We start from the raw sequence: 22668 nt of genomic DNA, 5'->3' as shown, positions 1-22668 counted from the left end.
AGGGGTCAGCGCGCCCGGTGGCGTCGCACGGCGTCCCGGTTCGCGCATTTCGGCGAGCAGTACCGCTGACGGCCGTTGCGGGACGTGTCGGCGTAGATGGCGGTGCACTCCTCGAGTGCGCAGCGGCCGAGCCGGTGCATGCCGCGGCCGACGAGGTGCAGTGCGGTGCCGACCGAGAACAGCGCCTCGAGCACGCCCGCCAGCGACTGCTGGTCGTCGCGGTAGTGGAGGTGCCAGCCGTCGCCGACGTGGTTGGTCAGTCGCGGGTAGGCGGACGCCTTCGTGAGCATGAGGTTCACCTGTTCGGCCCGGGCTTCGTCGCTCGTGGTGTCCGCGATCGACGACCACTGGTCCAGCATCGCGAGCACGTCGGCGAGGTCGTCGTCGGTGACGGGGAAGTCGACGACGATCCCCGCCTCGACGCACCGGTCGATTAGTTCGCCGGTGGAGTCGGGCTTGTGATTGGCGAGGTCGGCGGCGAGTGTGACCGCATATTCGCCGTAAGGGTTGAGATGCACAATGCCATTACATCACGCTGGGTGCATGAACGGACATCACGAACACGATTGGCAGGAAGTATCTCGGCATCGGACGAGCACGGGAGTCGTCACCTACCTCGGCTGCCCGTGCGGGCGGTGGCAGTTATCGCTGGTCGAGGCGTCGCTAGAGGAATCTAGCCATATCTACGTTCGATCGCAGATCTGAATAGATTTGCCTACGAACCGCCGTGTGCGGGGTCGAGGGTCTGGCGTTTTCGGGATGCGGCGCACATAATCACCACGTGAGCCAAGTTACTGTTACTCCGAGTTCACTCATTCTTGCCCAATCGGGCGGAGAGGGTGGCGGTGCGGCGTTCGACCAGATCATCGGGATCACGGTGGCGACGGCGATCATCACCGTGGGTCTGCTGTGGATCGCGTACCTGCACCGCACAGGCAGGATCACGTGGCTACAGACGACCGCCGACACGGCGGCACGCGCGCTCGACCGCCCCCCGTGGGTGGCCCTGCCCCTGGTGACTTTCGTCGGGACCATCCTGACGGCGTTCTTCGGCTTCATCTGGGACGTCAGCCTGCACATCGGGCGAGGCCGCGACGACGGGCCGCTCGCGAACCCCGCGCACTACTTCATCCTCGTCGGACTCTTCCTGCTGTTCATCACCGGAATGCTGGCGATGATCCTGCCGCGCGACGAGAAACCCGGTCCGGCAGCAATCAAGATCACCCGCACCTGGTACGTCCCGGTCGGCGGCGTCCTGGTGGCCGGTGCGGGGCTGTACGCCCTCATCGGGTTCCCGCTCGACGACGTCTGGCATCGCATCTTCGGTCAGGACGTCACGCTGTGGGGGCCGACGCACCTGATGCTGATCGGCGGTGCGGGACTGTCGCTGATCGGCGTCCTGCTCCTGGACTACGAGGGCCGGATGGCGACCCCGGGTGACGCGAAGCAGGACAGCAGGCTGATCTGGTTCCTGCGGTGCGGCACGTTCGGTGGCCTGCTCATCGGCCTGTCCGTCTTCCAGATCGAATACGACTTCGGCGTCGAACAGTTCCGCCTCGTCCTGCAACCGATGATGATCGCCGGCGCGGCCGCGTTCACCCTGGTGGCGGCGCGCATCGTTCTCGGACCGTTCGCGGCGATCGTGGCCGTGGCGGTGGCCGGCGTGGTGCGCGCGATCACGGCACTGATGGTGGGACCGGTTCTCGGCGCCCCCACGAACGTGTTCGAACTGTGCCTCGGCGCCGCCGTGCTGATCGAACTGCTCGCCCTGACACCGCTGATCAAGAATCGGGTGGCCTTCGGTGCCGTCGGCGGACTCCTCGTCGCGACGGTCGGGCTGTGGCTCGAGTCGCTGTGGATCGGCGCCGTATACATCTACCCCTGGCCCACCAGCATGTGGCCGGAGGCGCTGGTCATGGCCGTGCCCGTGGGCATCGCGGCCGGTGCCTGCGGAGCGCTGCTCGGACGGGTGCTCCGATCCGAGGGACTTCCGCGCCCCGCGATCAGCCGCACCATCGTCGTCGCCACGGTCGTGGTGATCGCCGGGGCCACCGCCAACGGACTCGTCGCGACCGTCCCGGAGAATGCCACGGCGACAATCGCGCTCACGGAGGCCGCCCCGGACGGCGGCCGGATGGTCGACGCGGAGGTTCGCATCGACCCACCCGATCTCGCCGGCGACAATCCTGAATGGGTGTCCATTCTGTCCTGGCAGGGCGGACCCGGACTGGGCAACGGTTTCACGGTCGACCGACTCGAACGCACCGGGCCCGGCGCCTACCGGACTCACGAACCTGTGCCGGTCCACGGAACGTGGAAGACGTTGCTGCGCGTACAGGACGGGCGCACGATGACAGCCGTCCCCATCTACCTGCCCAGCGACCCGGGCATCGGCGCCGAGGAACTCCCCGCCGTCGCATCCTCGACCCGCGACTTCGTCCCGGAGATCACCATCCTGCAGCGGGAGCGGAACTTCGACCACCCGTCCTGGCTGTTCGGTGCCGCGTCGCTGGTCGTGCTCGTGTGCACTCTTGCGCTGATCACCGCGCTGGCCTGGGGAGCGGGCCGGATCAGCAAATACACGCAGGGACAGGCGACCACCGGCACCCGCGAGGACGTGAAGGTGACATGAATCCGGTGAACGACCCGGGCGTCGTCTACCTCGCCGATCACTCGGTGCTGCTGGCGATTCCCGCGTTCGTCCCCGCCTTCCTGGTGGCCGGCCTGGTCATCTACCTGGCGGTCCGGGACCGCAAGGCGGAAGCCGCCGAGAATGCCGAGAGTGCGAAACACGGCCCGAATGAGAAAGACGAGGAAAATTAGTGATCAGGCGGTTGGCCGGAGTTGTCGTGGTACCTGCTGTCGTGGTCGCTCTGGTGTCGGGCTGTGGAGGCGAGAGCAACACGCCGGCAACGGAGGACGGTGCCGTGATCGACGTCGTGATCGCCAGCGGATCGGTCACGCCGAACAACGAGCGCATCGAGGCCACGGTGGGGGAGACCGTCACCGTGCGGATCGAGAGCGACGCCGACGACGAATTGCACGTGCACGCCGTGCCGGAGCATTCGTTCGAGATTCACCCCGGAACGCAGGAAACCCAGTTCTCCGTGGATGTTCCGGGCCAGGTGGCGGTGGAGTTGCACGACACGGGTAAGACGGTGGCCACCCTGCTCGTGCGTCCATGACCGTTGTTCTCGCGCACGGCCTCGGCGGATCCACCGACCTTCCGATCCCGTTCACGTATGCGCTGATCGGGGCGAGCTGGGCGCTCACCGTCTCGTTCGTGGTCCTGGCGTTCGCGTGGCGCACCCCGAAACTGGATCCGGACAGTCCGGGTCGCAGACTGCCGGGCTGGGTGACGCGATTTGCCGACGCGCCGATCACGCGTAACGTGCTGGCGGCGTTCGGTGTGGTGTTCGCGGTATGGGTGGCGCTCGCCGCGTTCTTCGGACCCGCGGCATCGTCGGAGAATGCACTGCCGGGCGTGTTCTACGTGCTGCTCTGGGTGGGACTGGTCGCGGTGTCGCTGGCGTTCGGACCGGTGTGGCGAGTGCTCTCCCCGGTCCGCACGCTTCACCGGTCGGTGTGCGCGGCGATCGGGCGCTCGCCGGCGGAAGGCAATGCACGATACCGCGACTCGTGGGGGTATCGGCCCGCGGTCGCGGGACTGTTCGCCTTCGTCTGGCTCGAACTCGCCTCCGCCGACCCGGGTTCCGTTGCCGCCGTGCGTACCTGGCTGCTGGTCTACGTCGTGGTCACGACGGCCGGGGCCTTCGCGTGCGGCGAGCGCTGGTGTGAGCGGGGCGATCCGCTCGAGGTGTACAGCACGCTGGCCTCCCGGCTGTCTCCGCTGAGCCGGGACCGGCACGACGGCCGGATCGTGCTGCGCAACCCGCTGGACCACCTGGGTTCGATGCCCGTTCGCGCCGGATCGGTGGCGCTGATGGCAACGCTGCTGGGATCCACGGCCTTCGACAGTTTCTCGGCGTTCCCGTGGTGGTCACGGCTGGTGGACGGAATCGGATCCCCGATCGGCGCCACCCTCGCACGCACCGCCGGGCTCCTGGTCTTCATCGGCTTCGTCGGGGTGTCGTTCTGGGTGGCCTCGCGGGCCACGGGTGGACTACGGCCCGAACAGCGCGCCGCTCTCCCGGGGCTGCTGTCGCATTCGCTGATCCCGATCATCATCGGCTACGTCTTCGCCCACTATCTGACGTATCTGGTGGAGAAGGGGCAGGCGACGGTGATCCTGCTGGCCGACCCGATGGGGCGCGGATGGAACCCGCTGGGGCTCGGTGACGCCGAGGTCTGGTACGTGCTGTCCGAGCACCCGGCCGCGACGGCATCGATCAAGGTACTGTGCGTCCTCGCCGGACACGTACTCGGAGTGATTGCGGCACACGACAAATCCGTGCGGGTCCTGCCCCGGGGTCATCAGCTGACCGGGCAGCTGGCACTGCTGTTCACGATGGTGACATACACCTTCGGTGGGCTGTACCTGCTGTTCGGCGGCTGACGACCCCGGCGTGCGTCAGCGTGCGAGGACGACCGCCGCCTCCGCGGTGAGCGAGGCGAACGTGAACGTCTCTTCGAGGTAGAGCGTGACCTCGGTGGCGGTGTGGCTGTCGTAGCCGATCGACAGGTCCGTGCCGAGGGTCAGCTGGTTGTCGCCGCCGCGGGTGGACAGCACGTAGCCGCCGCTGATGGCGGGTGCCCAGATGATGTCGCCGGTGACCAGGTCGCGCAGGTGGTGGAACACGGGATGCCCCTCGTCGCGGGTTTCGCTGACCGCGGTGTACGCGTCGGCGTCGAGCACCACCGAATACGGTCCCTCGACACCGGCGAGTCGCAGCGCCGACAACGCGGAGGCGACGGCGTCGGGGATCAGCAGCGGATCCTCCGGCAGACTGAGAACCGGGTTGTCGCTGGACGGTCCGAGTCCGCGGATGCCCGCCTCGTCGAATCCCTGGAAGATCGACTGGTCTTCCGCGAACGCGACGGCCTTCGCCGCGTCTTTGACGGGCTGCCAGTCGGAATCGAGCGAACCGCGGGCGACGTCGTCGACCTCGGCGCGGCTCAGGGTGAACGGGAACCGGAGTTCGACGAGCGGGTCGACCTGTCGCTGCTGCGCGCGGATCCTGCTGTCCGACGTCTTGATCGGGGTGACCCGCCCGAGGTTGTGGGCCGAGTAGGAGTATCCGAACGGTCCCGCGACGTCGACGACGCGCCGCCCCGCGACGTGCCGCTTGAACGTGCGGGCGGCCTCTTCGCCGATCTGCTGCCAGGCAACCTCGGTGACGGGTGCCAGGTTGCGGTGCAGATTGCTCGAATCACTCATTGCGATACTCCTTTGAGACCACCGATTTTCAGGGACAGGTCGTACGGGCCGGCCGCGGCGGGCTCGACCGGGTCTTCGGGTGCCGTCTCCTCGGCTGCCTGTTCGTCGCCGAGCGATTCGAGCACGTCCCGGGCCGGCACGAAGAACAACGTGCCGGTGGCCGCCGTGGAGAAGTCGAGGATGCGGTCGTAGTTGCCGGGCGGCTCGCCGAGAAACATGCGTCGCAACATCAGCTCGGTGACGGCGGGATCCTTGGCGTACCCGATGAAGTAGGTGCCGTATTCAGCCTCGCCGAGGCTGCCGAATGCCATGTTGTCGCGCAGGATGTCGTGTTCGACGCCGTCGTCGTCGACGATGCTGTTGAGGGTGACGTGCGAATTGCTGGGCTGGACGGCGTCGTCGAGTTCGATGTTCTCGAGCTTGGTGCGCCCGATGACCCGTTCCTGCTCCTCGGTGCTCAGCGTGTTCCACTCACTCATGTCGTGCAGGTACTTCTGCACGATCACGTAACTGCCGCCCCGGAAGTCGGGATCCTCGTCGCCGATCAGTGCGGCGTCCGTGGCGTCGTCGTCGGTGGGATTCTCGGTGCCGTCGACGAATCCGAGTAGGTCGCGGGAGTCGAAGTAGCGGAAGCCGTGCACCTCGTCGACCACGGTGGCGGCGGAGCCCAGCGCCGAAACGATCTGGCGGCCCAGTTCGAAGCACAGGTCCTTGCGGGCGGCCTTGATGTGGAACAGGACGTCACCCGGCGTGGAGGGCGCGCTGTGGACCGGCCCGGACAGCGGGACGAACGGATGCAGGTGCGCCGGCTTCGGCGACGCGCTCACGCGGTCCCAGAACTGCGCACCGACGCCGACCACACAGGACAGGGAGCCGGCGAGTTCGCGGAATCCCACCGCCTTGAGCAGTCCGTCGATCCCGGAGATCACGTCGCACACCGTCGCGCGGTCTTCGTCGGAGTCCCCGGCGACGAGCACCAGGAACAGGGCGGCAGGGCTGGGCGGAGTGAGGACTGCTTGGGGTGCCAATCTCGCGACTGGGCCTGGCATCTGTGTCTCCGTTCACCTCGACGTACGACGCTGCACTGTCCGGAACCTCAGGTCCCATCTAACCGTTTCGAACCGCCAGGTTCCATTCAATCGGTCCGCCGCGCCGCTGTGGGGCTCCGGAATCTGTCGCGAACAGGTCGCCATCTACCTCCGCCCCGAGCACTGGCGATCGGCGGACGTGGGTCCGCCTGACCGCGCGACCGGCCGTGTGCGCTCCGGAGAAATGAAAGCGGTATCTGACCGGGTCTGGTCGACATCCCGCAATCATATTGCTGTGAACTGTGGAAACGAGAATCCTCCGCGAAGCCGAGAAAGCGTTTACAAATTCGGTGACGTGGGTCATAGTAGTCGGGTTCCGGCAGTTCCCCTTCACAGTCAGGAGTTCTCGATGGGCATGACCGAACTCGGCACCGAGCGGTCGACCGCGGTGCCGCACGGGTCGGCAGGGCAGCAACGCCGCCGGGTGATCAAGGCGAGCGCGGCGGGAACCGTGATCGAGTGGTACGACTTCACGCTCTACGGTCTCGCGGCGGCCCTCGTCTTCGGGCCCCTCTACTTCCCCGGGGCGGGATCCCTCGCCGGCACGATGGCCGCGTTCGGGACGTTCGCCGTCGGACTCGGCGCCCGCCCGATCGGTGGACTGGTCTTCGCGCACTTCGGCGACCGGCTCGGCCGCAAGCCGATGCTCCTCATGACCCTGCTCGTCATGGGCGCCTCGACGACGCTGATCGGTGCGCTGCCCACCGCGGACGCGATCGGAATCTGGGCGCCGATTCTCCTGATCGTCCTTCGCCTGTTCCAGGGTGCGGGCGCGGGCGCCGAGTTCGCCGGGGCGATCACGATGGTCACCGAATCCACGGACAGCTCTAGGCGAGCTCTCTCCAGTGCGTATCCGGGGGCGGCGATCTACGTCGGAACCGGCGGCGCCACCATGATCTTCGCGTTGCTCACGCTGATGCCCGACGACCTCTTCCTGTCCTGGGGCTGGCGTATTCCGTTCCTGGCCAGCGCCGCCATCGTTCTCGTGGCCGGCTATCTGCGGCTGAAGGTCAACGAGACGGCAGTGTTCAAGGAGGCCGCGCAGCACGGTGAGGTGGACCGCGCGCCGCTGGTCGACGCGGTCCGAAACCACTGGCGGCACATCCTGTGCGGGCTCGCCCTCTTCAGCTTCGTGATCCCGTGGGCCTACGTCATGCAGGTCTTCGCGCTGTCGTTCGTGACCAAGACCCTCGGCGTCGATTCCACTCAGGCCCTGATCGGATTGATCGTGGCCGAGTTCTGCGCCATCCCCGTCATCATCGGGTTCGGCCGGCTGGCCGACAAGATCGGTCGCAAGCCGGTCCTGTTGTCCGGCGCCATCTTCGGCATCGTCTTCCCGTTCCCGATGTTCCTGATGCTCGACACGCGGTCGCCGTGGATGGTCGGACTGGCGCTGATGCTCGGTATCTGCCTCGTCCAGGGCACGACGTCCGGGCCGGGCGGTGCGCTGCTCTCCGAACTGTTTCCCACCAAGATCCGGTGGAGCGGCATCGCGATCTCCCGGGAGATCCCGGCCGCCGTGGTCGGCGGCACGATCCCGCTGGTTGCCACGGCCCTCGTCGCCGTCGCGGGCGGAACGCCCTGGCTCGTCGCGAGCTACCTCATGGGTTTGAGCGTGGTCGGGCTGATCGGCATCGCCCTGCTTCCCGAGACCCTCGGCCGGAGTGTGGGTTCCCGCAAGGCCGTCGAGGCCGCATCGTGACCCGTCGCGTCGTGGTGGTCGGCGCCGGGCTCGCGAGCGCCGCGCACCTCACGGCCCTCCGGGCTGTCGACGCCGACGTGGTCGGTGTGGTGACGCGCGACGAGACGCGGGCGGCGGCCGCACGCCGGCTGGCACCGGAGGCGCGGATACTCCCGAGCCTCGACGCGGCAGCGGCTCTGGACGCCGACACCGCGGTCGTGGTCACGCCGCCGTCGAGTCACCTGGCCGTCGCGTCGGCATTGGCCGAGCGCGGCCTGGACCTGGTGATCGACAAACCGCTGGCGGTCTCGTTGCACGATGCACAGGCGATCGTGGACGTCGCCGAGCGATCCGGCGTGCGGGCCGCGGTCACGCTGCAACACCGCTACAAGGAGGCGGCGCGTCGCGCCCGGCGGCTACTCTCGGACGGCGCGATCGGCGCCCTCCGCTCGGCAACCGTCACCGTCCCGTTATGGCGTCCCGACTCCTACTACGCCGAGGCCGGACGCGGCACCCGGGACCGGGACGGCGGCGGAGTGCTGATCACCCAGGCCATCCACACCCTCGACCTCTACCTGTCGCTGACCGGGCCCGCGCGCAGTGTCGTGGCCACGGCTTCCACCAGCCGAGGCAGGCTCGAGGCCGAGGACACGATTCACCTCCTGATCGACCACGGCACGCATGCGGCGTCGGTGACGGCGAGCACGGCCGCATGGCCGGGTGGAGCCGAGACGATCCACCTCTACGGCGACGCGGGGCAGTTACGGCTGGTGGGGGATTCGCTCGTCCAGATCGGCGACGGCGTCCGCCCACTCGTCGACGGGTCCGTCGACGCGTCCGGGCCGGATCCGCTGTCCATGACGGCGTGGTTCCGGTCGCTGTACGAGGACGTCTTCGCCAGTTGGGCGGCCGGCGCGGCGCCGCTGTCCGATGCCCGGTCCGGGCTGCCCGTGCAAGCGGTGATCGACGCCGCCTACCGGTCCGCCACAGCCGGCGCGATGCCGGTCACTGTCTCCGACGAAAAGGAAAGCGCATGTCAGTCTTGAGTATTCGGGTCGACGGCCCGAACGACTATCGCCTCGACCACGGTGACGTCGCGGCGCCGGGCGCGGGGGAGGTGCTCGTCGCTCTCGACTCGGCCGGGATCTGCGGCGGCGACCTGTCGCACCTGCGCGGCCGGAACGCGGTCGCCGCATATCCGACGGTGCTCGGCCACGAATGCGCGGGACGGGTGTCGCGGGTGGGTCCGGGCACGAGTCTCACGATCGGTCAGCCGGTGATGGTTTACCCGACCACGGGTTGCGGCAGCTGCCGCGCCTGCCGCGACGGCAGGATCAACAACTGTCCGAGCATCCGGGTGTTCGGCCTGTCCGACCCACGCGGATGCTTCAGCGAGGAATTCGTCGTACCCGAGACGCAGTGCGTGCCCGTGAGCGACTCGGTGCTGGACCGTTTCGGGGCGCTCGTCGAACCGCTCGCCGTCGGAGTTCATGTGGTCCGGCGCGGCGGCGCCTCGGAGGGGGACACCGCGCTGGTCATCGGGACCGGTGCGATCGGACTCGCGACCACGCTGGTGGCCCGGAGCCGAGGCGTCCGGGTGTTCGGCGTCGATCGCTACACCGAACGGGAGCAGCCTGCCCTGGCGTGCGGGATGAGCGGCTTCACGACCGACTCGGGGGACGCGCTCGAGGGCTGGCTCCGGGACCGGACGGACTCGGTCGACCTCGTCTACGACACGGTGTGCACGGAGGAATCGTCCCGGCTGGCGCTGCGGGTCCTCGCTCCGGGCGGCCGGTACGTCGCGATCGCGTCCGCGAAACCCGGGCACGAACTGACCCTCGACTACAGCGCGCTCTACGCCCGTGAGCTGTCCGTCGTGGCCTGCCGGAACTACGTCCGGCAGGACTTCGTCGACGCGGCCGAACTCCTCGAGTCGGGGAAGGTGGACGCGTCGCCGCTGCACACCGCGACGTTTGCGCTGGACGAGTTCGGCCGCGCGGTCGAGGAACTCGAATCGAACGGCAGCAAGCACGTCAAGGTGCTGCTGACGTCGCGGAAACTGCTCGGAACGCGCGCGTTGTTGCGCAAGGAGTGAGCGTCCGCGTGATCCGGGGCCGTCTTCGCGATACGCTGTAAGCGTTTCCACCCACCGAGGTGGGAGACGGTAGCAATGGTGACGAGAGATGTAGAGGCAGCTATGGCTGATCAGACCCGAGTGCCCGCGAGCCGTCGCGTCACGATCAATACCGTAGCCAAGGCGGCCGGGGTCTCGATCGCCACCGTCTCCCGTGTCATGAGCGGCAGTTCGTCGGTGACCCCGGACCTTGCAGCCCGGGTCCACAAGGTCGCCGACGAGCTGTCCTACCGGCCCAGCACCGCCGCTCGCGGACTCGTCCTCGGGTCGCTGAGAAACATGGGCGTGATCCTGCCCGACCTGGCCAACGCGTACTTCTTCGACGTCGTCAAGCAGATGCACCACGGCGCCACCGCCGACGGATACCGCATGCTCGTCGCCGACTACTCCGGTGACGCGGCCGACGAACTCGCCACCGCACTCGACCTACTCGGCCAGGTCGACGGCCTCGTGCTGCTCTCGTCCAGGATTCCGACGAGTGGCCTGAAGGAACTGGCCAAGCAGTCGACTCCCGTCCTGCTCGTCAACCGGGTGGAACTGGAAGTCGATCTCCCCATGGTGGCCGTCGACAACTTCACCCCCATGATGCAGCTGTGCGGGCACCTTTCGAAGCTCGGCCACCGCCGGATCGTCTACGTGAAGGGCTCGGATCTGGCCTGGCAGAACCGCGAGCGGTGGCGGGCAATCGAAATGGCGAAGGTGCTCGGGATCGAGGCGACGGCGGTGCCGTCGGACGGCACCATCGAGGGTGGTTACGACGTGGTGGAAGAAGCACTCACGCACGAGCCGACCGCCCTCGTCTGCTTCAACGACTTGACCGCGCTGGGCGTCATCTCGAAACTGCGTGAGCGCGGACTCCGCGTCCCCGAGGACATTTCGGTCACCGGCTTCGACGACATCGATATGGCGCGCCACCTGGCGCCGCGCCTGACCACGGTGGTGAGCCCGAAGATCGATCTGGGGGACCAGGCGTGGTCGCTGATGCGGGCGGCCCTGAACAACGAGACCACCACGTCTCCGCCGCTGATCCCCGCCGACGTCGTCATTCGCGAGTCGACGGGGCCCGCCTCGAGCTGAGCTGGGGTTTCAGACGGCGGCGAGGCCGTTCGCCGCGGCGTCGACGGCCCGCGGGGCGGTCTCGGCCCACCATCGGTCGCTGAGGATCTCGACTTCCACGAGTCCGTGGTAGCCGGCGTTTCTGCAGTCGGCAACGAATCCGGTCATGTCGATGCAGCCTTCGCCGGGCATGCCGCGGCTGCTGAGTTCGCCGTGGATCGGGGTGACCCAGTCGGCCAACTGCACCGAGAACAGGCGTTCGCCTGCCCGCGCGATCTGCTCCGCCAGTGCCGCGTCCCACCACACGTGATACGAGTCGAGGGCGATCCCGACGAGGTCGGATTCGAGTGCCTCGACGAGGTCGTTCGCTTCGCCGAGTGAGGTGATGACCGACCGGCTCGACGCCATCATCGGGTGCATCGGCTCGACCGCGAGCCGCACCCCCGCCGCCCGGGCGTACGGCTCGAGTTCGGCGATGCCGTCGTGGACCTGCCGCCTCGCGCCGGCGAGGTCGCCGTGGGCGGCGCCGCAGACCAGCACGAGGCAGTCGGCGCCGAGGGCGTGCGCCTGATCGACCGCCACCCGGTTGTCGTCCATGGCTTCTCGCCGCAGCCGGGCGGTCGGTTGCGGGAACATTCCGCCCCGGCAGACGCTGGTGACGCGCAGACCCGACCGCCGGAGTCGGGCCGACGCGCCCGCCAGGTCCACGCTGTCGAGCACGTCCCGCCACAGGCCGACGCCGCCGAACCCCCACTGCTCGGCGAGGTCGGCGACCTCGGTGAGGCCGGCGCCCTTGACGGTGACGGAGTTGAGACTGCAGTGCGCGAGGTCCATGTCAGCGGATTCCGTGCACGGCGAAGTACGCGGCGGCGCGGGCGGCGGTGAAGTCGGGGTCGGTGAACAGGCCGATCGCATCGGCGGCGCGGATCAGTTCGGCCAGGTGGGTGAGGCTGCGACCGGTCTCGAAGCCGCCGATCATCCGGAAGTGCTCCTGCTTGCCGTTCAGGTACGCCAGCCACGCGACGCCGACCTTGTAGTACTGCGTCGGGGCGGCGAACAGCAACCGGCTCAGGGTTTCGGTGGGGCCCAGGATGTTCCGGAAGCCCTGCTCGTCACCGTCGTCCAACCGGGCGAACGCGGCGGAGGCGAACGGCCCGAGCGCAGCGAACGCACCGAGGAGGGCGTCGCTGGTGTGGGTGCCGTCGCCGGCGATCAGGCCGACGTAGTTGTAGTCGTCGCCGGTGAACACCCGCACCCCGTCCGGCATCCGCCGGCGCAGGGCGATCTCGAGTGCCGGGTCGAGCAGGGAGACCTTGATGCCGCGCACGGTGTCCCGGTGCGCGTCGACGATCTGCAGGACGGTGTCCATGGCCGCGCCCGGATCCGCCGATCCCCAGTAGCCGTCGAGGGCGGGATCGAACACCGAACCCAGCCAATGCAGGACCACCGGGCGGGTGGCCGCCGACAGCACCGCGTCGTACACGGCGAGGTAGTCGTCGGGGCCGGTGGCGGCACGGGCGAGGTGCCGGCTCGCCATCAGCACCACCTCACCACCCGCCGATTCGATCGCCTCGACCTGCTCGAGGTAGGCGCCGCGGATCTCGTCGAGCGAGGGGGTGTCGGTCTTCAGTTGATCGGTGGCCACCCCCACGACCACCTTCCCGCCGACCGCCTGCGCGTCGGTGAGCGTGCGGATGGCGAGTTCCTTCGCCGCGGCCCAGTCCAGTCCCATGCCGCGCTGGGCGGTGTCCATCGACTCCGCCACCCCGAGCCCCAGCGACCACAGGTCGCGGCGCAGTCGCAGGGTCGCGTCCCAGTCGATCTGATCCGCGGGATTCTCCGCCGACGCCCGCAGTGGATCGGCGACCACATGCGCGGCCGCGTACACCGCCCTGCTGGTCGGCGCCGTGGACCTGGTGTCCAGCCGAGCGGGTGCGTTCAACGCCAGAGTCGTGGGCGAACCGTGGCGATCGGGCAGCAGGATCGAGGCCATGAAATCTCCTGTAATCGTTTTCTTGATGTTGTGCAGCTCACAATATACTGTGTCAATCACCGAGGTCCATAGCTTTAATGGGCCGATTGGCAAAATGTAAGCATTTACAGGAGCGGATATGACACAGCCCGGAACGGGTGCCGCCTCGAGGCGCTGGACACTGACCACCGCGACACGAGCCGTGAGCGACATCGCGCCAGGATCGACGATCGCCCTCACCGGTTCGGGCGGCGGGATCCTCGAACCGGACACCGTCCTCGAGGCGCTGGAGGAGTGCTTCCTCGCGACCGGATCGCCGAGGGAACTCACGATCGTGCACGCCCTCGGCATCGGCGACCGGGTGAGCCGCGGAACCAATCACCTTGCGCACAAGGGCATGGTCAAACGGGTCATCGGCGGGCACTGGACGTGGTCGCCGACCATGATCGACCTCGTCCGCAACGACGAGATCGAGGCGTACGCGTGGCCCGGCGGCGCGATCAGTCAGCTGCTGCGGGAGATCGGCGCGCGCCGGCCGGGCCTCATCACCGCCACCGGTCTCGACACGTTCGTCGACCCGCGGCACGGCGGGGGCAAGTTCACGCCGTCCGCCACCGAGGACCTCGTCGAACTCCTCACTCTGGACGGCCGCGAGTACCTGCGCTACAAGCCGTTTCCCGTCGACGTGGCCATCGTCCGCGGCGATTCCATCGACCCGTCCGGGAACGTCACGTGCTCGGGCGAGGCGGCTCAGCTCGACGCGCTGGCCGTCGCTCAGGCGGCGAAGGCGAGCGGCGGCCGGGTCATCGTGCAGGTGAAGAACCTGCTGGACCGGCCGATCGATCCGCGGCTCGTGCACATCCCGGCGGTCCTGGTGGACGACGTCGTCCACGCGCCGGCGCAATGGCAGACGTACGCGGGCGAATTCGACCCCGAACTCTCCGGCGACGCGGCGAACTCCGGTTTCGGTGCCACGAACCACGACCCGATCCGCATGCTGATCGCCCGGCGGGCCGCCGCCGAGGTCCGGGACGGTGATGTCCTCAACGTCGGTTTCGGGGTGTCCGCGCTGGTCGTGGACGCGCTCGCCGAACAGGATCGCCTGGATGACATCACACTTGCCATCGAGCAGGGGCTGATCGACGGCATCCCCGTCTCCGGCGATCTGTTCGGGGCCGCGCGCGGACCGAAGGTCGTGCACTCGTCGACCACCCAGTTCGACCTCTTCTCGGGCGGAATGCTCGACGTCAGCTGCCTAGGTATGGCCGAGGTCGACTCCACCGGCGCCGTCAACGTCAGCAAGATCGGCGGCGGAATCGTCGGACCGGGCGGGTTCATCGACATCTCCCAGAACTCGCCGCGCGCCGTGTTCTGCGGAACGTTCACCGCGCGCGGCCTGGACGTCGAGATCGTCGGAGGAGAACTGGTGATCCGGCGCGAAGGCTCGGTGTCCAAGTTCGTCGACCGCGTCGATCAGGTCACCTACTCCGGCGCTCTCGCCGTCCGTGAGGGGCGCGAGGCGGTGTACGTCACCGAACGCGCCGTCTTCGTCCTCACCCGCGACGGCCTCGAACTCGCCGAGATCGCACCCGGCATCGACATCGATCGGGACATTTTGCCGCACATGGGATTCCGTCCGATCATCAAGAACCCACGCCTGATGGACACGGGGTTGTTCGCCCCCGTCGCCGTACACATCTGAGGAGAACTACATGTCAACCGGAAACAGCGTCATTCCCTCGTCGGTGCTCGGCGCCGACGAACGCAAGCTCGTCGCCGAGTTCGTCGACGAACGGATCCGTCCGGTCGCCACCGAGCTGGACGAGACCGAACGATTCCCCGAAGAGATTTACCGCGAGATGGGCAAGATCGGGCTGTTCGGCATCACGGTGCCCGAGAAGTTCGGCGGGTTCGGCGGCACCGCCCTCGACTACCTGTTCGTCATGGAGTCCCTGTCCTACGGGTACGCGTCGGTGGCCGACCAGTGCGGCCTCGTCGAGATCCTCGGCAGCCTGCTCGGCAACTACGGCACACCCGAGCAGCAGGAGCAGTACCTGCGCCCGATGCTCTCCGCCGAGAAGCGCTGCGCCTACGCGCTCACCGAGCCGGGATCCGGATCCGACCTCGGGTCGATCACCACGCGGGCGGTGCGGGACGGTGACGGCTGGGTGCTCACCGGCGAGAAGATCTACATCCACAACGCCCCCGTCGCGGACTTCGCGGTCGTCCTCGCCGTGACCGATCCCGAACTGGGGAAGCGCGGTGGCATCTCCGTGTTCCTGGTGGACGTCGACCAGCCCGGCGTGAGCCGCGCCTACCACGAACACAAGATGGGCCAGCGGGCCTCGCAGGTCGGCGGGCTGGTGTTCGACTCCGTCCACCTGTCGGCCGACGCGCTCCTCGGCGAGGAAGGCAAGGCGTTCGGGTACATGATGAAGGTGCTGGCCAAGGGCCGTCTCGGCATCTCGGGCCTGAGCCTCGGCATCAGCCGCGCCGCCCTGGACGCCGCCACCCGGCAGTCCCTCGATCGCAGCCAGTTCGGCAAGCCGATCTCCGCCAACCAGGGCATCTCCTTCTCCCTCGCCACCGTCGCCACCGAACTGCGGGCCGGCACCGCGCTGTCGGTCGAGGCGGCGCGGGCGCTCGACGCGGGCGCGGCGGACGCCGAGACGCTCTGCTCGATGGCCAAGCTCTACGCGTCCGAGGGGTGCGTGCGTCACGCCGACGCCGCCGTGCAGGTGTTCGGCGGCAACGGCTTCATCCGCGGATACGAGGTCGAGCGCCTCTACCGCGACGCCCGCATCACGAAGATCTACGAAGGCACCAGCGAAATGCAGCGGCTCATCATCAGCCGGGCCGTACTGAAGGGAGCCGCGGCATGAGCGGCGTTGCACAACATACCAACTCGGTCGATCTGTCCGGGAAGACCGCCATCGTGACCGGTGCGGCCGGTGGGATCGGTTCCGCGATCGCCCGAGCCCTCGCCCGCAGCGGGGCACTTGTGGTGGCGGCCGACGCCGACCCGAAGGTCACCGACGTCGCGGCGGAGTTCGGCGGGCACGGTCTCTGTGGCGACCTCACCGACCCCGAGTTCGGCGCACGCGCCGTCGACCTCGCCCAGCAACTGTCGGGGCGCCTCGACATCCTGATCAACGCGGCCGGAATCCAGTTGCGGACCGCGGCGATCGACATCGACGAGGACGGGTGGGAACGCCTCCTCGACGTCAATCTGTCGGCGGCCTACCGGCTGACGCGGCAGGCGGCCAAGTCGCTCGTCGACACCCGCGGCAGCATCGTGAACATCGCGTCGCTGTCCGCGGACCGCGCCGTCCCGGGCATCGTTCCCTACGGTGCGACGAAGGCCGCGCTCACGCAGCTCGGTAAGGGTCTGGCCGTGGAACTCGGCCCCCACGGCGTGCGCGTCAACACCGTCTCGCCGGGCTATATCGAAACGCCGATGACAGCGGACGTGCTGGGGCAGGAAGACTTCCGCGCCCAGAAGCTGAGCCGTATCCCGTTGCAACGGTTCGCCGACGGCGACGACGTCGCGGACGTGGTGCTGTTCCTTGTCTCCGACGCCGCGCGGTACGTCACCGGGGTGGTCCTGCCCGTCGACGGCGGGTACTCGATCACATGACGAGCCTGGCGACCGTTCCCTCGGTCACATTGAACAACGACGTCACGATGCCCGCGCTCGGGTTCGGCCTGTTCACGATCCCCGACGAGGACATGGGCTCCACCGTGTCGCACGCGCTGTCCGCCGGCTATCGCGCGTTCGACACAGCCCCGATGTACGGCAACGAGGCGTCGCTCGGCGCGGCGCTGGCCCGGGCCGCCGTCGATCGGGACGAGATCTTCGTGACCACCAAGATCTCCAACGAGGACCAGGGCTACCAGCAGGCACTGGACGCGTTCGAGGAGAGTGCGGCGAAACTCGGCCGCATCGACCTGTGCCTCATCCACTGGCCGGCACCGAGCCGCGGACAGTACCTGGAGACGTGGCGGGCACTGGAAAAGCTGTACTACGACGGACGGGTGCGGGCGATCGGCGTGTCGAACTTCCAGCCCGAACAGCTCGAGCGGCTCGCGGAGATCGCGACGATCACGCCGGCGGTCAACCAGGTCGAGCTGCACCCGCTGCTCACGCAGTCCGCGCTGACGGATCTGCACCGGTCGATGGGCATCCGCACCCAGGCGTGGGCGCCGCTGGCGAGGGGACACCTGAACGACCACGCACTCCTGGCGGCGCTCGCCGCCCGGCACCGTGTGTCGGTCGCGCAGATCGTGCTGCGCTGGCACTTGCAGATCGGGACGATTCCGCTGCCCAAATCGTCTGCGGTGCATCGGATGCGGCAGAACGCGAACGTGTTCGGCTTCCGACTGTCCGCCGCGGAGATGGACGCGATCTCGGCTCTGAATCGCGATCAGCGCACGGGACCCCACCCCGATGACGTCGCCTGACGCCGGCTTGCTGCGGGTGGTGCTCGCCCCGGATTCGTTCAAGGGCTCACTGACCGCGACGGAGGTGGCAGCGGCTCTGGCGGCCGGCTGGTCGACGGTCCGGCCGAACGACGAGCTGGTGCTGCTCCCGCAGGCGGACGGCGGCGAAGGCACGGTGGACGCCGTCGCGTCCTGCCGCGATACCGGCGTGTGGCGTGAGGTGCCGGGTGTTCGAGGCCCTGACGGGCGTCCGACGACCGGACGCTGGCTACTGCTCCGGGACGGCACGGCGGTGATCGAGCTCGCCCAGATGAGTGGGCTGCCCCTGATGGACTCGCCGGATCCGGGGGGAGCGTCGACGACCGGCCTGGGACAGGTGATCGCCGCAGCACTCGCGGACGGTGCGAAGGCACTGCTGATCGGACTCGGCGGTTCTGCGTCCACGGACGGCGGTGCGGGCGCGTTGCGGGCGCTCGGCGCGAAGCTCCTGGACCGCGACGGGCGGGAGATCCCCGACGGGGGCGCCGGCCTGGCCGCTCTCGCCTCGATCGACGTGGGCTCGCTGACCGAGCCCCCACCCGGCGGCGTCGAACTGCTGACGGACACGACGGCCGTCCTGTGCGGCCCACACGGGGCAGCGCACGTCTTCGGGCCGCAGAAGGGCGCCGACCCCGCGGAGCGCGACCGCCTGGATCGCGCGCTCGCGACGTTCGCAGGCTGCCTCGGTACCCGACTGCCGTGCAGTCCCGCCGAACCCGGCGCGGGAGCGGCCGGGGGCTCGGGATTCGGACTGTCGGCCTGGGGCGGCCGGCTGGTGCCGGGCGCCGCCCGCATCGCAGAGCTCACGGGGCTGAGTGCCGAGTTCGGCCGCGCCGACGTCGTGGTCACCGGTGAGGGCCAATTCGACGCGACGTCGCTGTCCGGCAAACTCGTCGGCTCCGTGCTGGATCGGTGCGCGGAGACTGCGACCCGATCGGTGGTGGTCGCAGGCCGCCTCGCGGCGTCGCCGCCCGGCATCGGGATCTCACTGTCCGACCTGGCGGGGAGCTCCGAAGGGGCACTCGCCGCGCCCACGATGTGGTGTCGCGTAGCCGGCGCGGCCGCGGCCGCCCGGCTCACCAGCATTCTGTAATCGATTTCTCACCTGTCCGGTCGATCCGGATGACCCTTGACCGCACCATGCAGCGCTTGACTTGTGACGCCGATCACGGTAAGAAAGCGTTTACATTCTTTTTCAGGAAGTGGACGAACGATGACACGGACGCAACGATCAATCAGGGCGGCAGCCCGGGCCGTCGGCGTTGCCGCGGCAGTCTCCGTGATGGCGAGCTCCGCCATCGCCTGCTCGACGGGATCCGAACAGATCGAGCGGGACGGAACAGCCGTCGACCGGGGCGACATGGTGATGGTCTCCGAGGTCCGGTCGCTGACCAACCCGTACGAGGCCGCGTGGGTGCAGGGCAGCCGCGCGTACGCCGAATCGCTGGGGATCGAACTGAAGGTGATCGTCTACGGCGGCGACTCGCAGAACGCGCTGTCGCAGCTGCAGTCGGTGCTTGCGGCAGGCAAGACCGTCCTGCTCAACATCAACCCGAACACGAGCGCCGACACCCCCGCGATCGTGCGCGCCGTGCAGAACAGCGGCGGCTGCGCGGTCACCCAGTGGAGCAAGCCGGCCGACCTCCACCCCTGGGACGTCGGGAACGGATGGGCGTCCTACGTCGCCTACGACGGCGTCCAGCAGGGAGCCGACACGGGCAAGGCCCTCGTCGATTCGCTCGGCGGCACCGGCGGCGTGATCGCGCTGCAGGGGTTGCTCGCCAACGAGATCAGCCAGACCCGGTTCCAGGGCTTCCAGCAGGCCATGTACGGGCAGTCCGGCGTCACCCTGCTCGACGACCAGCCCGCCGACTTCGACCGCAACAAGGCCTACACCACCACGCAGACCCTGCTCAACAAGTACGGCGACCAGGTGAACGGTATCTGGGCCGCAACGGATTCCATGGCGCTGGGCGCACTGCAGGCGGTGCGCGAGGCGGGCCGCGCGGGGGAGATCAAGATCGCCAGCGCCGCGGACGCCACCCCGGAAGGCCTGGGCGCCATCGCGAACGGGGAACTGCTCTCCACCTACACGACCGACCCCTACTTCAACGGGGCGATGGGACTCGCCATCTGCTACCAGGCGATGACCGGCGCACTCGACGTCGAGTCGCTGCCCCGGGAGAACCGCGAGTTCTACGTCGACCAGTCGCTGATCACCGCGACCAACGTCGACCAGTTCCTCGCCGTGCCGAGTGACGAGGAGATCGTGCGGTCCGTGCAGGATCCGTTCTCCCGCATCACCGGCCCGGTGGCCCGGTAGCCCCGCTCTCGATTCACGAACCACACAATCTTCCGAAGGAGTGACGATGTCGACGACTGAAGTGACCGGGGAGGTGACGACCCCCGCAGATCCCGTTGCGCCCGTGCGCAGCACACGACCACGCGTGCGCCGGCTGCTCTCCACCGCCGGCCCGCTCGCCGCCCTGCTGGGACTGTGCGCCGTCTTCGCCGCGCTGGCTCCCGGCTTCGCGACGGCGAGCAACGCGATGGCGATCGTGGAGCAGGCCGCGATTCCCGTGGTCCTCGCGATGGGCGCCACGCTGGTGGTCCTGGTGGGCGGCGTGGACCTGTCGATCGAGGGCGTGATGGCGGCCAGCGGGCTGACGTTCGTCCTGTTCGCGGCGAACAGTGTCAACGGCAACGACCTGGGACTCCTCGCGGTCCTGCTGGCGCTGGGGGTCGGTCTGCTCTTCGGAGTGGTCAACGGCGTGCTGCACGTCGTCGTCCGGGTGCCGTCCTTCCTCGTCACACTGGGTACCTGGTTCGTCGGGCTCGGTGTCGCCACTGTGCTGTTCGGCACCGCCACCCCTCAGCTCGCCGACCCGTCGCTCGCGGCCTGGGCAGGCGGTCACTGGCTCGGGCTTCCCGTCGTCGTGGTGTTCGCACTCGCCGCCGTGGCCGTGACAGTGCTGCTGTGCAAGGGAACCCGGCTCGGCATGCACACCTACGCGATCGGCGGCGACGAGGCGACCAGCCGCCTGGCGGGCGTCCCGGTCGGGCGCACCAAGATCGTCCTGTTCGCCGTGGCCGGACTGCTGTCCGGGCTCGGCGGAGTGCTGGCCACCATCCGGCTCGGCGTCGGCGACGTGAGCGTCGGATCGGGAAGCCTCTTCCTCACCCTGTCCGCGGTGGTCGTCGGCGGCACGCTGCTGAGCGGCGGTCGCGGCGGACCCCTGCATTCCCTGGTGGGTGTGCTGCTCCTCGTGGTCCTCGGCAACGGACTTCTCCTGTCGGGCGCCAGCCCGTACATCCAGCAGGGCGCGCAGGGTCTCATCATCGTGGTCGCGGTGATCGCCACCGGGTGGCCTGCCCGCAGTCGATTGAGGGTCGTGAAATGACATCTCTCCTGGAACTCCGCAATGTCACGAAGAAATTCGGACCCAACACCGTCCTCGACGACGTGAGCCTGTCCATCGCTCCGAACGAGGTGGTGGGGCTGATCGGCGAGAACGGCGCCGGCAAGTCGACGCTGCTCAAGATCCTCGCGGGAGTCCACCGCCAGGACGGCGGCCGGATGGTGCTGGGCGGGCGCGACGTGAGCTTCGGAAGCCCGGCCGACGCCGCCGACCACGGGATCGGAGTGGTGCATCAGGAGCAGTCGCTGCTCCCGAACCTCACCGTCGGCCAGAACCTGATCCTCGGACACGAGGGGGACACCGCCCGTGCCGGGTTCCTCCGCCGGCGCCGGATCCGGGCCCGTGCCCAGGAAATGTTGTCGGTGGTGGAGTCGACGGTCGATCCGGGCGCGCTCACCGAGACGCTCGGCTTCGCCCAGCGTCAGATGGTGGAGGTGGCGCGCGCCGTCGGCGGCAGGCAGGTGGAACACCCGCCGCTGCTCATCCTCGACGAGCCGACGTCGGTGCTCGAACCCGAGGACGTCGAGGTGCTCCATCGCCGGGTCACCGCCCTCAAGGAGCGCGGTTCCGTCATCTTCGTCTCCCACCGACTCGACGAGGTTCTCCGCTTCTCCGACCGCGTGTACGTGCTGCGCGACGGCAAGGTCGTCGGTGAGCGGATCGCCTCGGCAGCAACCGAATCCGAGCTGTACCAGCTGATGATCGGCAAGGGCGCGGCCGAGGAGATCTACTCGTCGGAGCGTAAGCAGGCCGTCTCCCGGACGGGCACGCCGACTCTGTCGGTCCGCAACCTCACCTGCGGCGGCAAGGCGAAGGACGTGTCGCTCGACGTCCACGCCGGCGAGATCGTCTCGGTGGTGGGCGTGGTCGACTCCGGGCGCGAGGAGGTGGCCCGCGCCGTCTTCGGCGCCGTCCCCATCGACTCCGGAACAGTCGAGATCGACGGACGGCGTTCGGCCCCGGGATCACCCGCGGACGCCGTGCGGTCCGGTATCGCATACGTTCCCGCCGAACGTCGCGTCGAAGGCATGATCGCGGGAGCGACCGTCGCGCAGAACATCGCGACGGTGCATCCGGTGAAGGCAGGTGGTGGCCGGATCTCCTCGGGCGCCCGGGTGGAGGAGACCGCGCGCAGCTGGATCGAGAAACTCGGCATCCGGCCCGCCGACCCCGACGCCGACATCGCGCGGCTGTCGGGCGGCAACCAGCAGAAGGCCGTGGTGGCCAAGTGGATTCTGGGCGACGGCCTGAAGGTACTGGTTCTCGACCACCCCACCCGCGGCCTCGACATCGGCGCCAAGGAAGACCTCTACGCCCTGTTCCGCGACCTCTCCGACAGGGGAGTGGCCATTCTGGTGCTCGCCGACACCCTGGACGAGGCGATCGGCCTCGGCCACCGCGTGATCGTGATGCGGGACGGCGAGATCACCGGAGCGTTCGACTCGTCGTCCGGAAACCCGCCCAGCAAACTCCAACTCCTCGAGAAGATGATGTGATCGCC

General features: G+C 68.6%; 21 protein-coding genes. 16 read left to right on the top strand and 5 right to left on the bottom strand.

What is annotated here, in order from left to right; translation table 11 throughout:
- Nucleotides 1–5: 5 nt before the first annotated feature.
- Nucleotides 6–518, bottom strand: coding sequence for a CGNR zinc finger domain-containing protein (locus ACFVJ3_RS32765; protein ID WP_378456022.1), 513 nt, complete (start codon nt 516–518; stop codon nt 6–8).
- A gap of 263 nt (nt 519–781) precedes the next feature.
- On the opposite strand from ACFVJ3_RS32765, the gene ACFVJ3_RS32760 reads away from it, so the two are divergent.
- The 4 genes from ACFVJ3_RS32760 to ACFVJ3_RS32745 are packed head-to-tail and all read left to right on the top strand — an operon-like array spanning nt 782 to nt 4516.
- Nucleotides 782–2632, top strand: coding sequence for a hypothetical protein (locus ACFVJ3_RS32760; RefSeq protein ID WP_378456021.1), 1851 nt, complete (start codon nt 782–784; stop codon nt 2630–2632).
- A complete protein-coding gene (locus ACFVJ3_RS32755; protein ID WP_378456020.1) occupies nt 2629–2823 on the top strand; it encodes a hypothetical protein in 195 nt (64 codons plus the stop codon). The genes ACFVJ3_RS32760 and ACFVJ3_RS32755 overlap by 4 nt, the downstream gene beginning before the upstream one ends.
- Entirely contained in the window at nt 2823–3185 is a 363-nt protein-coding gene (locus ACFVJ3_RS32750; protein ID WP_378456019.1) for a hypothetical protein, read from the top strand. The genes ACFVJ3_RS32755 and ACFVJ3_RS32750 overlap by 1 nt, the downstream gene beginning before the upstream one ends.
- Nucleotides 3182–4516: a hypothetical protein gene (locus ACFVJ3_RS32745; protein ID WP_378456018.1), complete on the top strand. Its 1335-nt coding sequence runs from the start codon at nt 3182–3184 to the stop codon at nt 4514–4516. Before ACFVJ3_RS32750 ends, ACFVJ3_RS32745 begins: the two co-directional genes overlap by 4 nt.
- 15 nt (nt 4517–4531) lie before the next feature.
- Here ACFVJ3_RS32745 and ACFVJ3_RS32740 read toward each other — a convergent pair whose 3' ends face one another.
- Together ACFVJ3_RS32740 and ACFVJ3_RS32735 are read right to left on the bottom strand one after the other, a co-directional pair.
- Nucleotides 4532–5338, bottom strand: coding sequence for a family 1 encapsulin nanocompartment shell protein (locus ACFVJ3_RS32740; RefSeq protein ID WP_378456017.1), 807 nt, complete (start codon nt 5336–5338; stop codon nt 4532–4534).
- Entirely contained in the window at nt 5335–6387 is a 1053-nt protein-coding gene (locus tag ACFVJ3_RS32735) for a Dyp-type peroxidase (protein WP_378456016.1), read from the bottom strand. The genes ACFVJ3_RS32740 and ACFVJ3_RS32735 overlap by 4 nt, the downstream gene beginning before the upstream one ends.
- A gap of 388 nt (nt 6388–6775) precedes the next feature.
- On the opposite strand from ACFVJ3_RS32735, the gene ACFVJ3_RS32730 reads away from it, so the two are divergent.
- The 4 genes from ACFVJ3_RS32730 (at nt 6776) to ACFVJ3_RS32715 (ending at nt 11318) form a co-directional block, all read left to right on the top strand.
- Nucleotides 6776–8128: an MFS transporter gene (locus tag ACFVJ3_RS32730; RefSeq protein WP_378456015.1), complete on the top strand. Its 1353-nt coding sequence runs from the start codon at nt 6776–6778 to the stop codon at nt 8126–8128.
- The gene (locus ACFVJ3_RS32725; RefSeq protein WP_378456014.1) at nt 8125–9153 is read left to right on the top strand and encodes a Gfo/Idh/MocA family protein; all 1029 of its coding nucleotides are present in this window, start codon (nt 8125–8127) and stop codon (nt 9151–9153) included. Before ACFVJ3_RS32730 ends, ACFVJ3_RS32725 begins: the two co-directional genes overlap by 4 nt.
- The gene (locus ACFVJ3_RS32720) at nt 9150–10202 is read left to right on the top strand and encodes an alcohol dehydrogenase catalytic domain-containing protein (protein ID WP_378456031.1); all 1053 of its coding nucleotides are present in this window, start codon (nt 9150–9152) and stop codon (nt 10200–10202) included. Before ACFVJ3_RS32725 ends, ACFVJ3_RS32720 begins: the two co-directional genes overlap by 4 nt.
- 102 nt (nt 10203–10304) lie before the next feature.
- Nucleotides 10305–11318 carry a LacI family DNA-binding transcriptional regulator gene (locus ACFVJ3_RS32715; protein WP_378456013.1) on the top strand — a complete coding sequence of 338 codons (1014 nt, stop codon included), beginning with the start codon at nt 10305–10307 and terminating at the stop codon, nt 11316–11318.
- 9 nt (nt 11319–11327) lie between these two features.
- Here the strand turns inward: ACFVJ3_RS32715 and ACFVJ3_RS32710 are convergent, their stop codons facing one another.
- Nucleotides 11328–12131, bottom strand: coding sequence for a sugar phosphate isomerase/epimerase family protein (locus ACFVJ3_RS32710; RefSeq protein ID WP_378456012.1), 804 nt, complete (start codon nt 12129–12131; stop codon nt 11328–11330).
- Nucleotide 12132: 1 nt separating this feature from the next.
- Entirely contained in the window at nt 12133–13290 is a 1158-nt protein-coding gene (locus ACFVJ3_RS32705; RefSeq protein WP_378456011.1) for a DUF993 family protein, read from the bottom strand.
- Nucleotides 13291–13408: 118 nt separating this feature from the next.
- Between ACFVJ3_RS32705 and ACFVJ3_RS32700 the strand changes: the two genes are divergently transcribed.
- The 8 genes from ACFVJ3_RS32700 to ACFVJ3_RS32665 all read left to right on the top strand — a co-directional run bounded on the left by ACFVJ3_RS32700 (nt 13409) and on the right by ACFVJ3_RS32665 (nt 22663).
- Entirely contained in the window at nt 13409–14971 is a 1563-nt protein-coding gene (locus ACFVJ3_RS32700) for a CoA-transferase (protein ID WP_378456010.1), read from the top strand.
- Nucleotides 14972–14981: 10 nt separating this feature from the next.
- Nucleotides 14982–16151: an acyl-CoA dehydrogenase family protein gene (locus ACFVJ3_RS32695; protein WP_378456009.1), complete on the top strand. Its 1170-nt coding sequence runs from the start codon at nt 14982–14984 to the stop codon at nt 16149–16151.
- Nucleotides 16148–16906, top strand: a complete 759-nt coding sequence (locus ACFVJ3_RS32690; RefSeq protein WP_378456008.1) for an SDR family NAD(P)-dependent oxidoreductase — start codon at nt 16148–16150, stop codon at nt 16904–16906. Before ACFVJ3_RS32695 ends, ACFVJ3_RS32690 begins: the two co-directional genes overlap by 4 nt.
- A complete protein-coding gene (locus tag ACFVJ3_RS32685) occupies nt 16903–17730 on the top strand; it encodes an aldo/keto reductase (protein ID WP_378456007.1) in 828 nt (275 codons plus the stop codon). Before ACFVJ3_RS32690 ends, ACFVJ3_RS32685 begins: the two co-directional genes overlap by 4 nt.
- Entirely contained in the window at nt 17717–18841 is a 1125-nt protein-coding gene (locus ACFVJ3_RS32680) for a glycerate kinase (RefSeq protein ID WP_378456006.1), read from the top strand. Before ACFVJ3_RS32685 ends, ACFVJ3_RS32680 begins: the two co-directional genes overlap by 14 nt.
- A gap of 120 nt (nt 18842–18961) precedes the next feature.
- On the top strand, nt 18962–20071 hold the full coding sequence (locus tag ACFVJ3_RS32675) for a sugar ABC transporter substrate-binding protein (RefSeq protein WP_378456005.1): 1110 nt from the start codon (nt 18962–18964) through the stop codon (nt 20069–20071).
- Nucleotides 20072–20117: 46 nt separating this feature from the next.
- Nucleotides 20118–21149 carry an ABC transporter permease gene (locus tag ACFVJ3_RS32670; protein WP_378456004.1) on the top strand — a complete coding sequence of 344 codons (1032 nt, stop codon included), beginning with the start codon at nt 20118–20120 and terminating at the stop codon, nt 21147–21149.
- Nucleotides 21146–22663, top strand: coding sequence for a sugar ABC transporter ATP-binding protein (locus tag ACFVJ3_RS32665; protein ID WP_378456003.1), 1518 nt, complete (start codon nt 21146–21148; stop codon nt 22661–22663). The genes ACFVJ3_RS32670 and ACFVJ3_RS32665 overlap by 4 nt, the downstream gene beginning before the upstream one ends.
- Nucleotides 22664–22668 lie beyond the last annotated feature (5 nt).

Origin of the sequence: Rhodococcus sp. NPDC127593 (assembly GCF_042671975.1) — a bacterium.
Taxonomy (GTDB): Bacteria; Actinomycetota; Actinomycetes; order Mycobacteriales; family Mycobacteriaceae; genus Rhodococcus_F.
This window is presented reverse-complemented; position numbering and strand designations above follow the sequence as displayed.

Excerpts from the sequence above, each read along its gene's own strand:
- ACFVJ3_RS32670 (WP_378456004.1), top strand. The coding sequence starts at position 20,118 with ATGTCGACGACTGAAGTGACCGGGGAGGTGACGACCCCCGCAGATCCC.
- ACFVJ3_RS32675 (WP_378456005.1), top strand. The coding sequence starts at position 18,962 with ATGACACGGACGCAACGATCAATCAGGGCGGCAGCCCGGGCCGTCGGC.
- ACFVJ3_RS32705 (WP_378456011.1), bottom strand. The coding sequence starts at position 13,290 with ATGGCCTCGATCCTGCTGCCCGATCGCCACGGTTCGCCCACGACTCTG.
- ACFVJ3_RS32735 (WP_378456016.1), bottom strand. The coding sequence starts at position 6,387 with ATGCCAGGCCCAGTCGCGAGATTGGCACCCCAAGCAGTCCTCACTCCG.
- ACFVJ3_RS32715 (WP_378456013.1), top strand. The coding sequence starts at position 10,305 with ATGGCTGATCAGACCCGAGTGCCCGCGAGCCGTCGCGTCACGATCAAT.
- ACFVJ3_RS32730 (WP_378456015.1), top strand. The coding sequence starts at position 6,776 with ATGGGCATGACCGAACTCGGCACCGAGCGGTCGACCGCGGTGCCGCAC.
- ACFVJ3_RS32745 (WP_378456018.1), top strand. The coding sequence starts at position 3,182 with ATGACCGTTGTTCTCGCGCACGGCCTCGGCGGATCCACCGACCTTCCG.
- ACFVJ3_RS32685 (WP_378456007.1), top strand. The coding sequence starts at position 16,903 with ATGACGAGCCTGGCGACCGTTCCCTCGGTCACATTGAACAACGACGTC.
- ACFVJ3_RS32700 (WP_378456010.1), top strand. The coding sequence starts at position 13,409 with ATGACACAGCCCGGAACGGGTGCCGCCTCGAGGCGCTGGACACTGACC.
- ACFVJ3_RS32710 (WP_378456012.1), bottom strand. The coding sequence starts at position 12,131 with ATGGACCTCGCGCACTGCAGTCTCAACTCCGTCACCGTCAAGGGCGCC.
- ACFVJ3_RS32690 (WP_378456008.1), top strand. The coding sequence starts at position 16,148 with ATGAGCGGCGTTGCACAACATACCAACTCGGTCGATCTGTCCGGGAAG.
- ACFVJ3_RS32680 (WP_378456006.1), top strand. The coding sequence starts at position 17,717 with ATGACGTCGCCTGACGCCGGCTTGCTGCGGGTGGTGCTCGCCCCGGAT.
- ACFVJ3_RS32665 (WP_378456003.1), top strand. The coding sequence starts at position 21,146 with ATGACATCTCTCCTGGAACTCCGCAATGTCACGAAGAAATTCGGACCC.
- ACFVJ3_RS32695 (WP_378456009.1), top strand. The coding sequence starts at position 14,982 with ATGTCAACCGGAAACAGCGTCATTCCCTCGTCGGTGCTCGGCGCCGAC.
- ACFVJ3_RS32740 (WP_378456017.1), bottom strand. The coding sequence starts at position 5,338 with ATGAGTGATTCGAGCAATCTGCACCGCAACCTGGCACCCGTCACCGAG.
- ACFVJ3_RS32755 (WP_378456020.1), top strand. The coding sequence starts at position 2,629 with ATGAATCCGGTGAACGACCCGGGCGTCGTCTACCTCGCCGATCACTCG.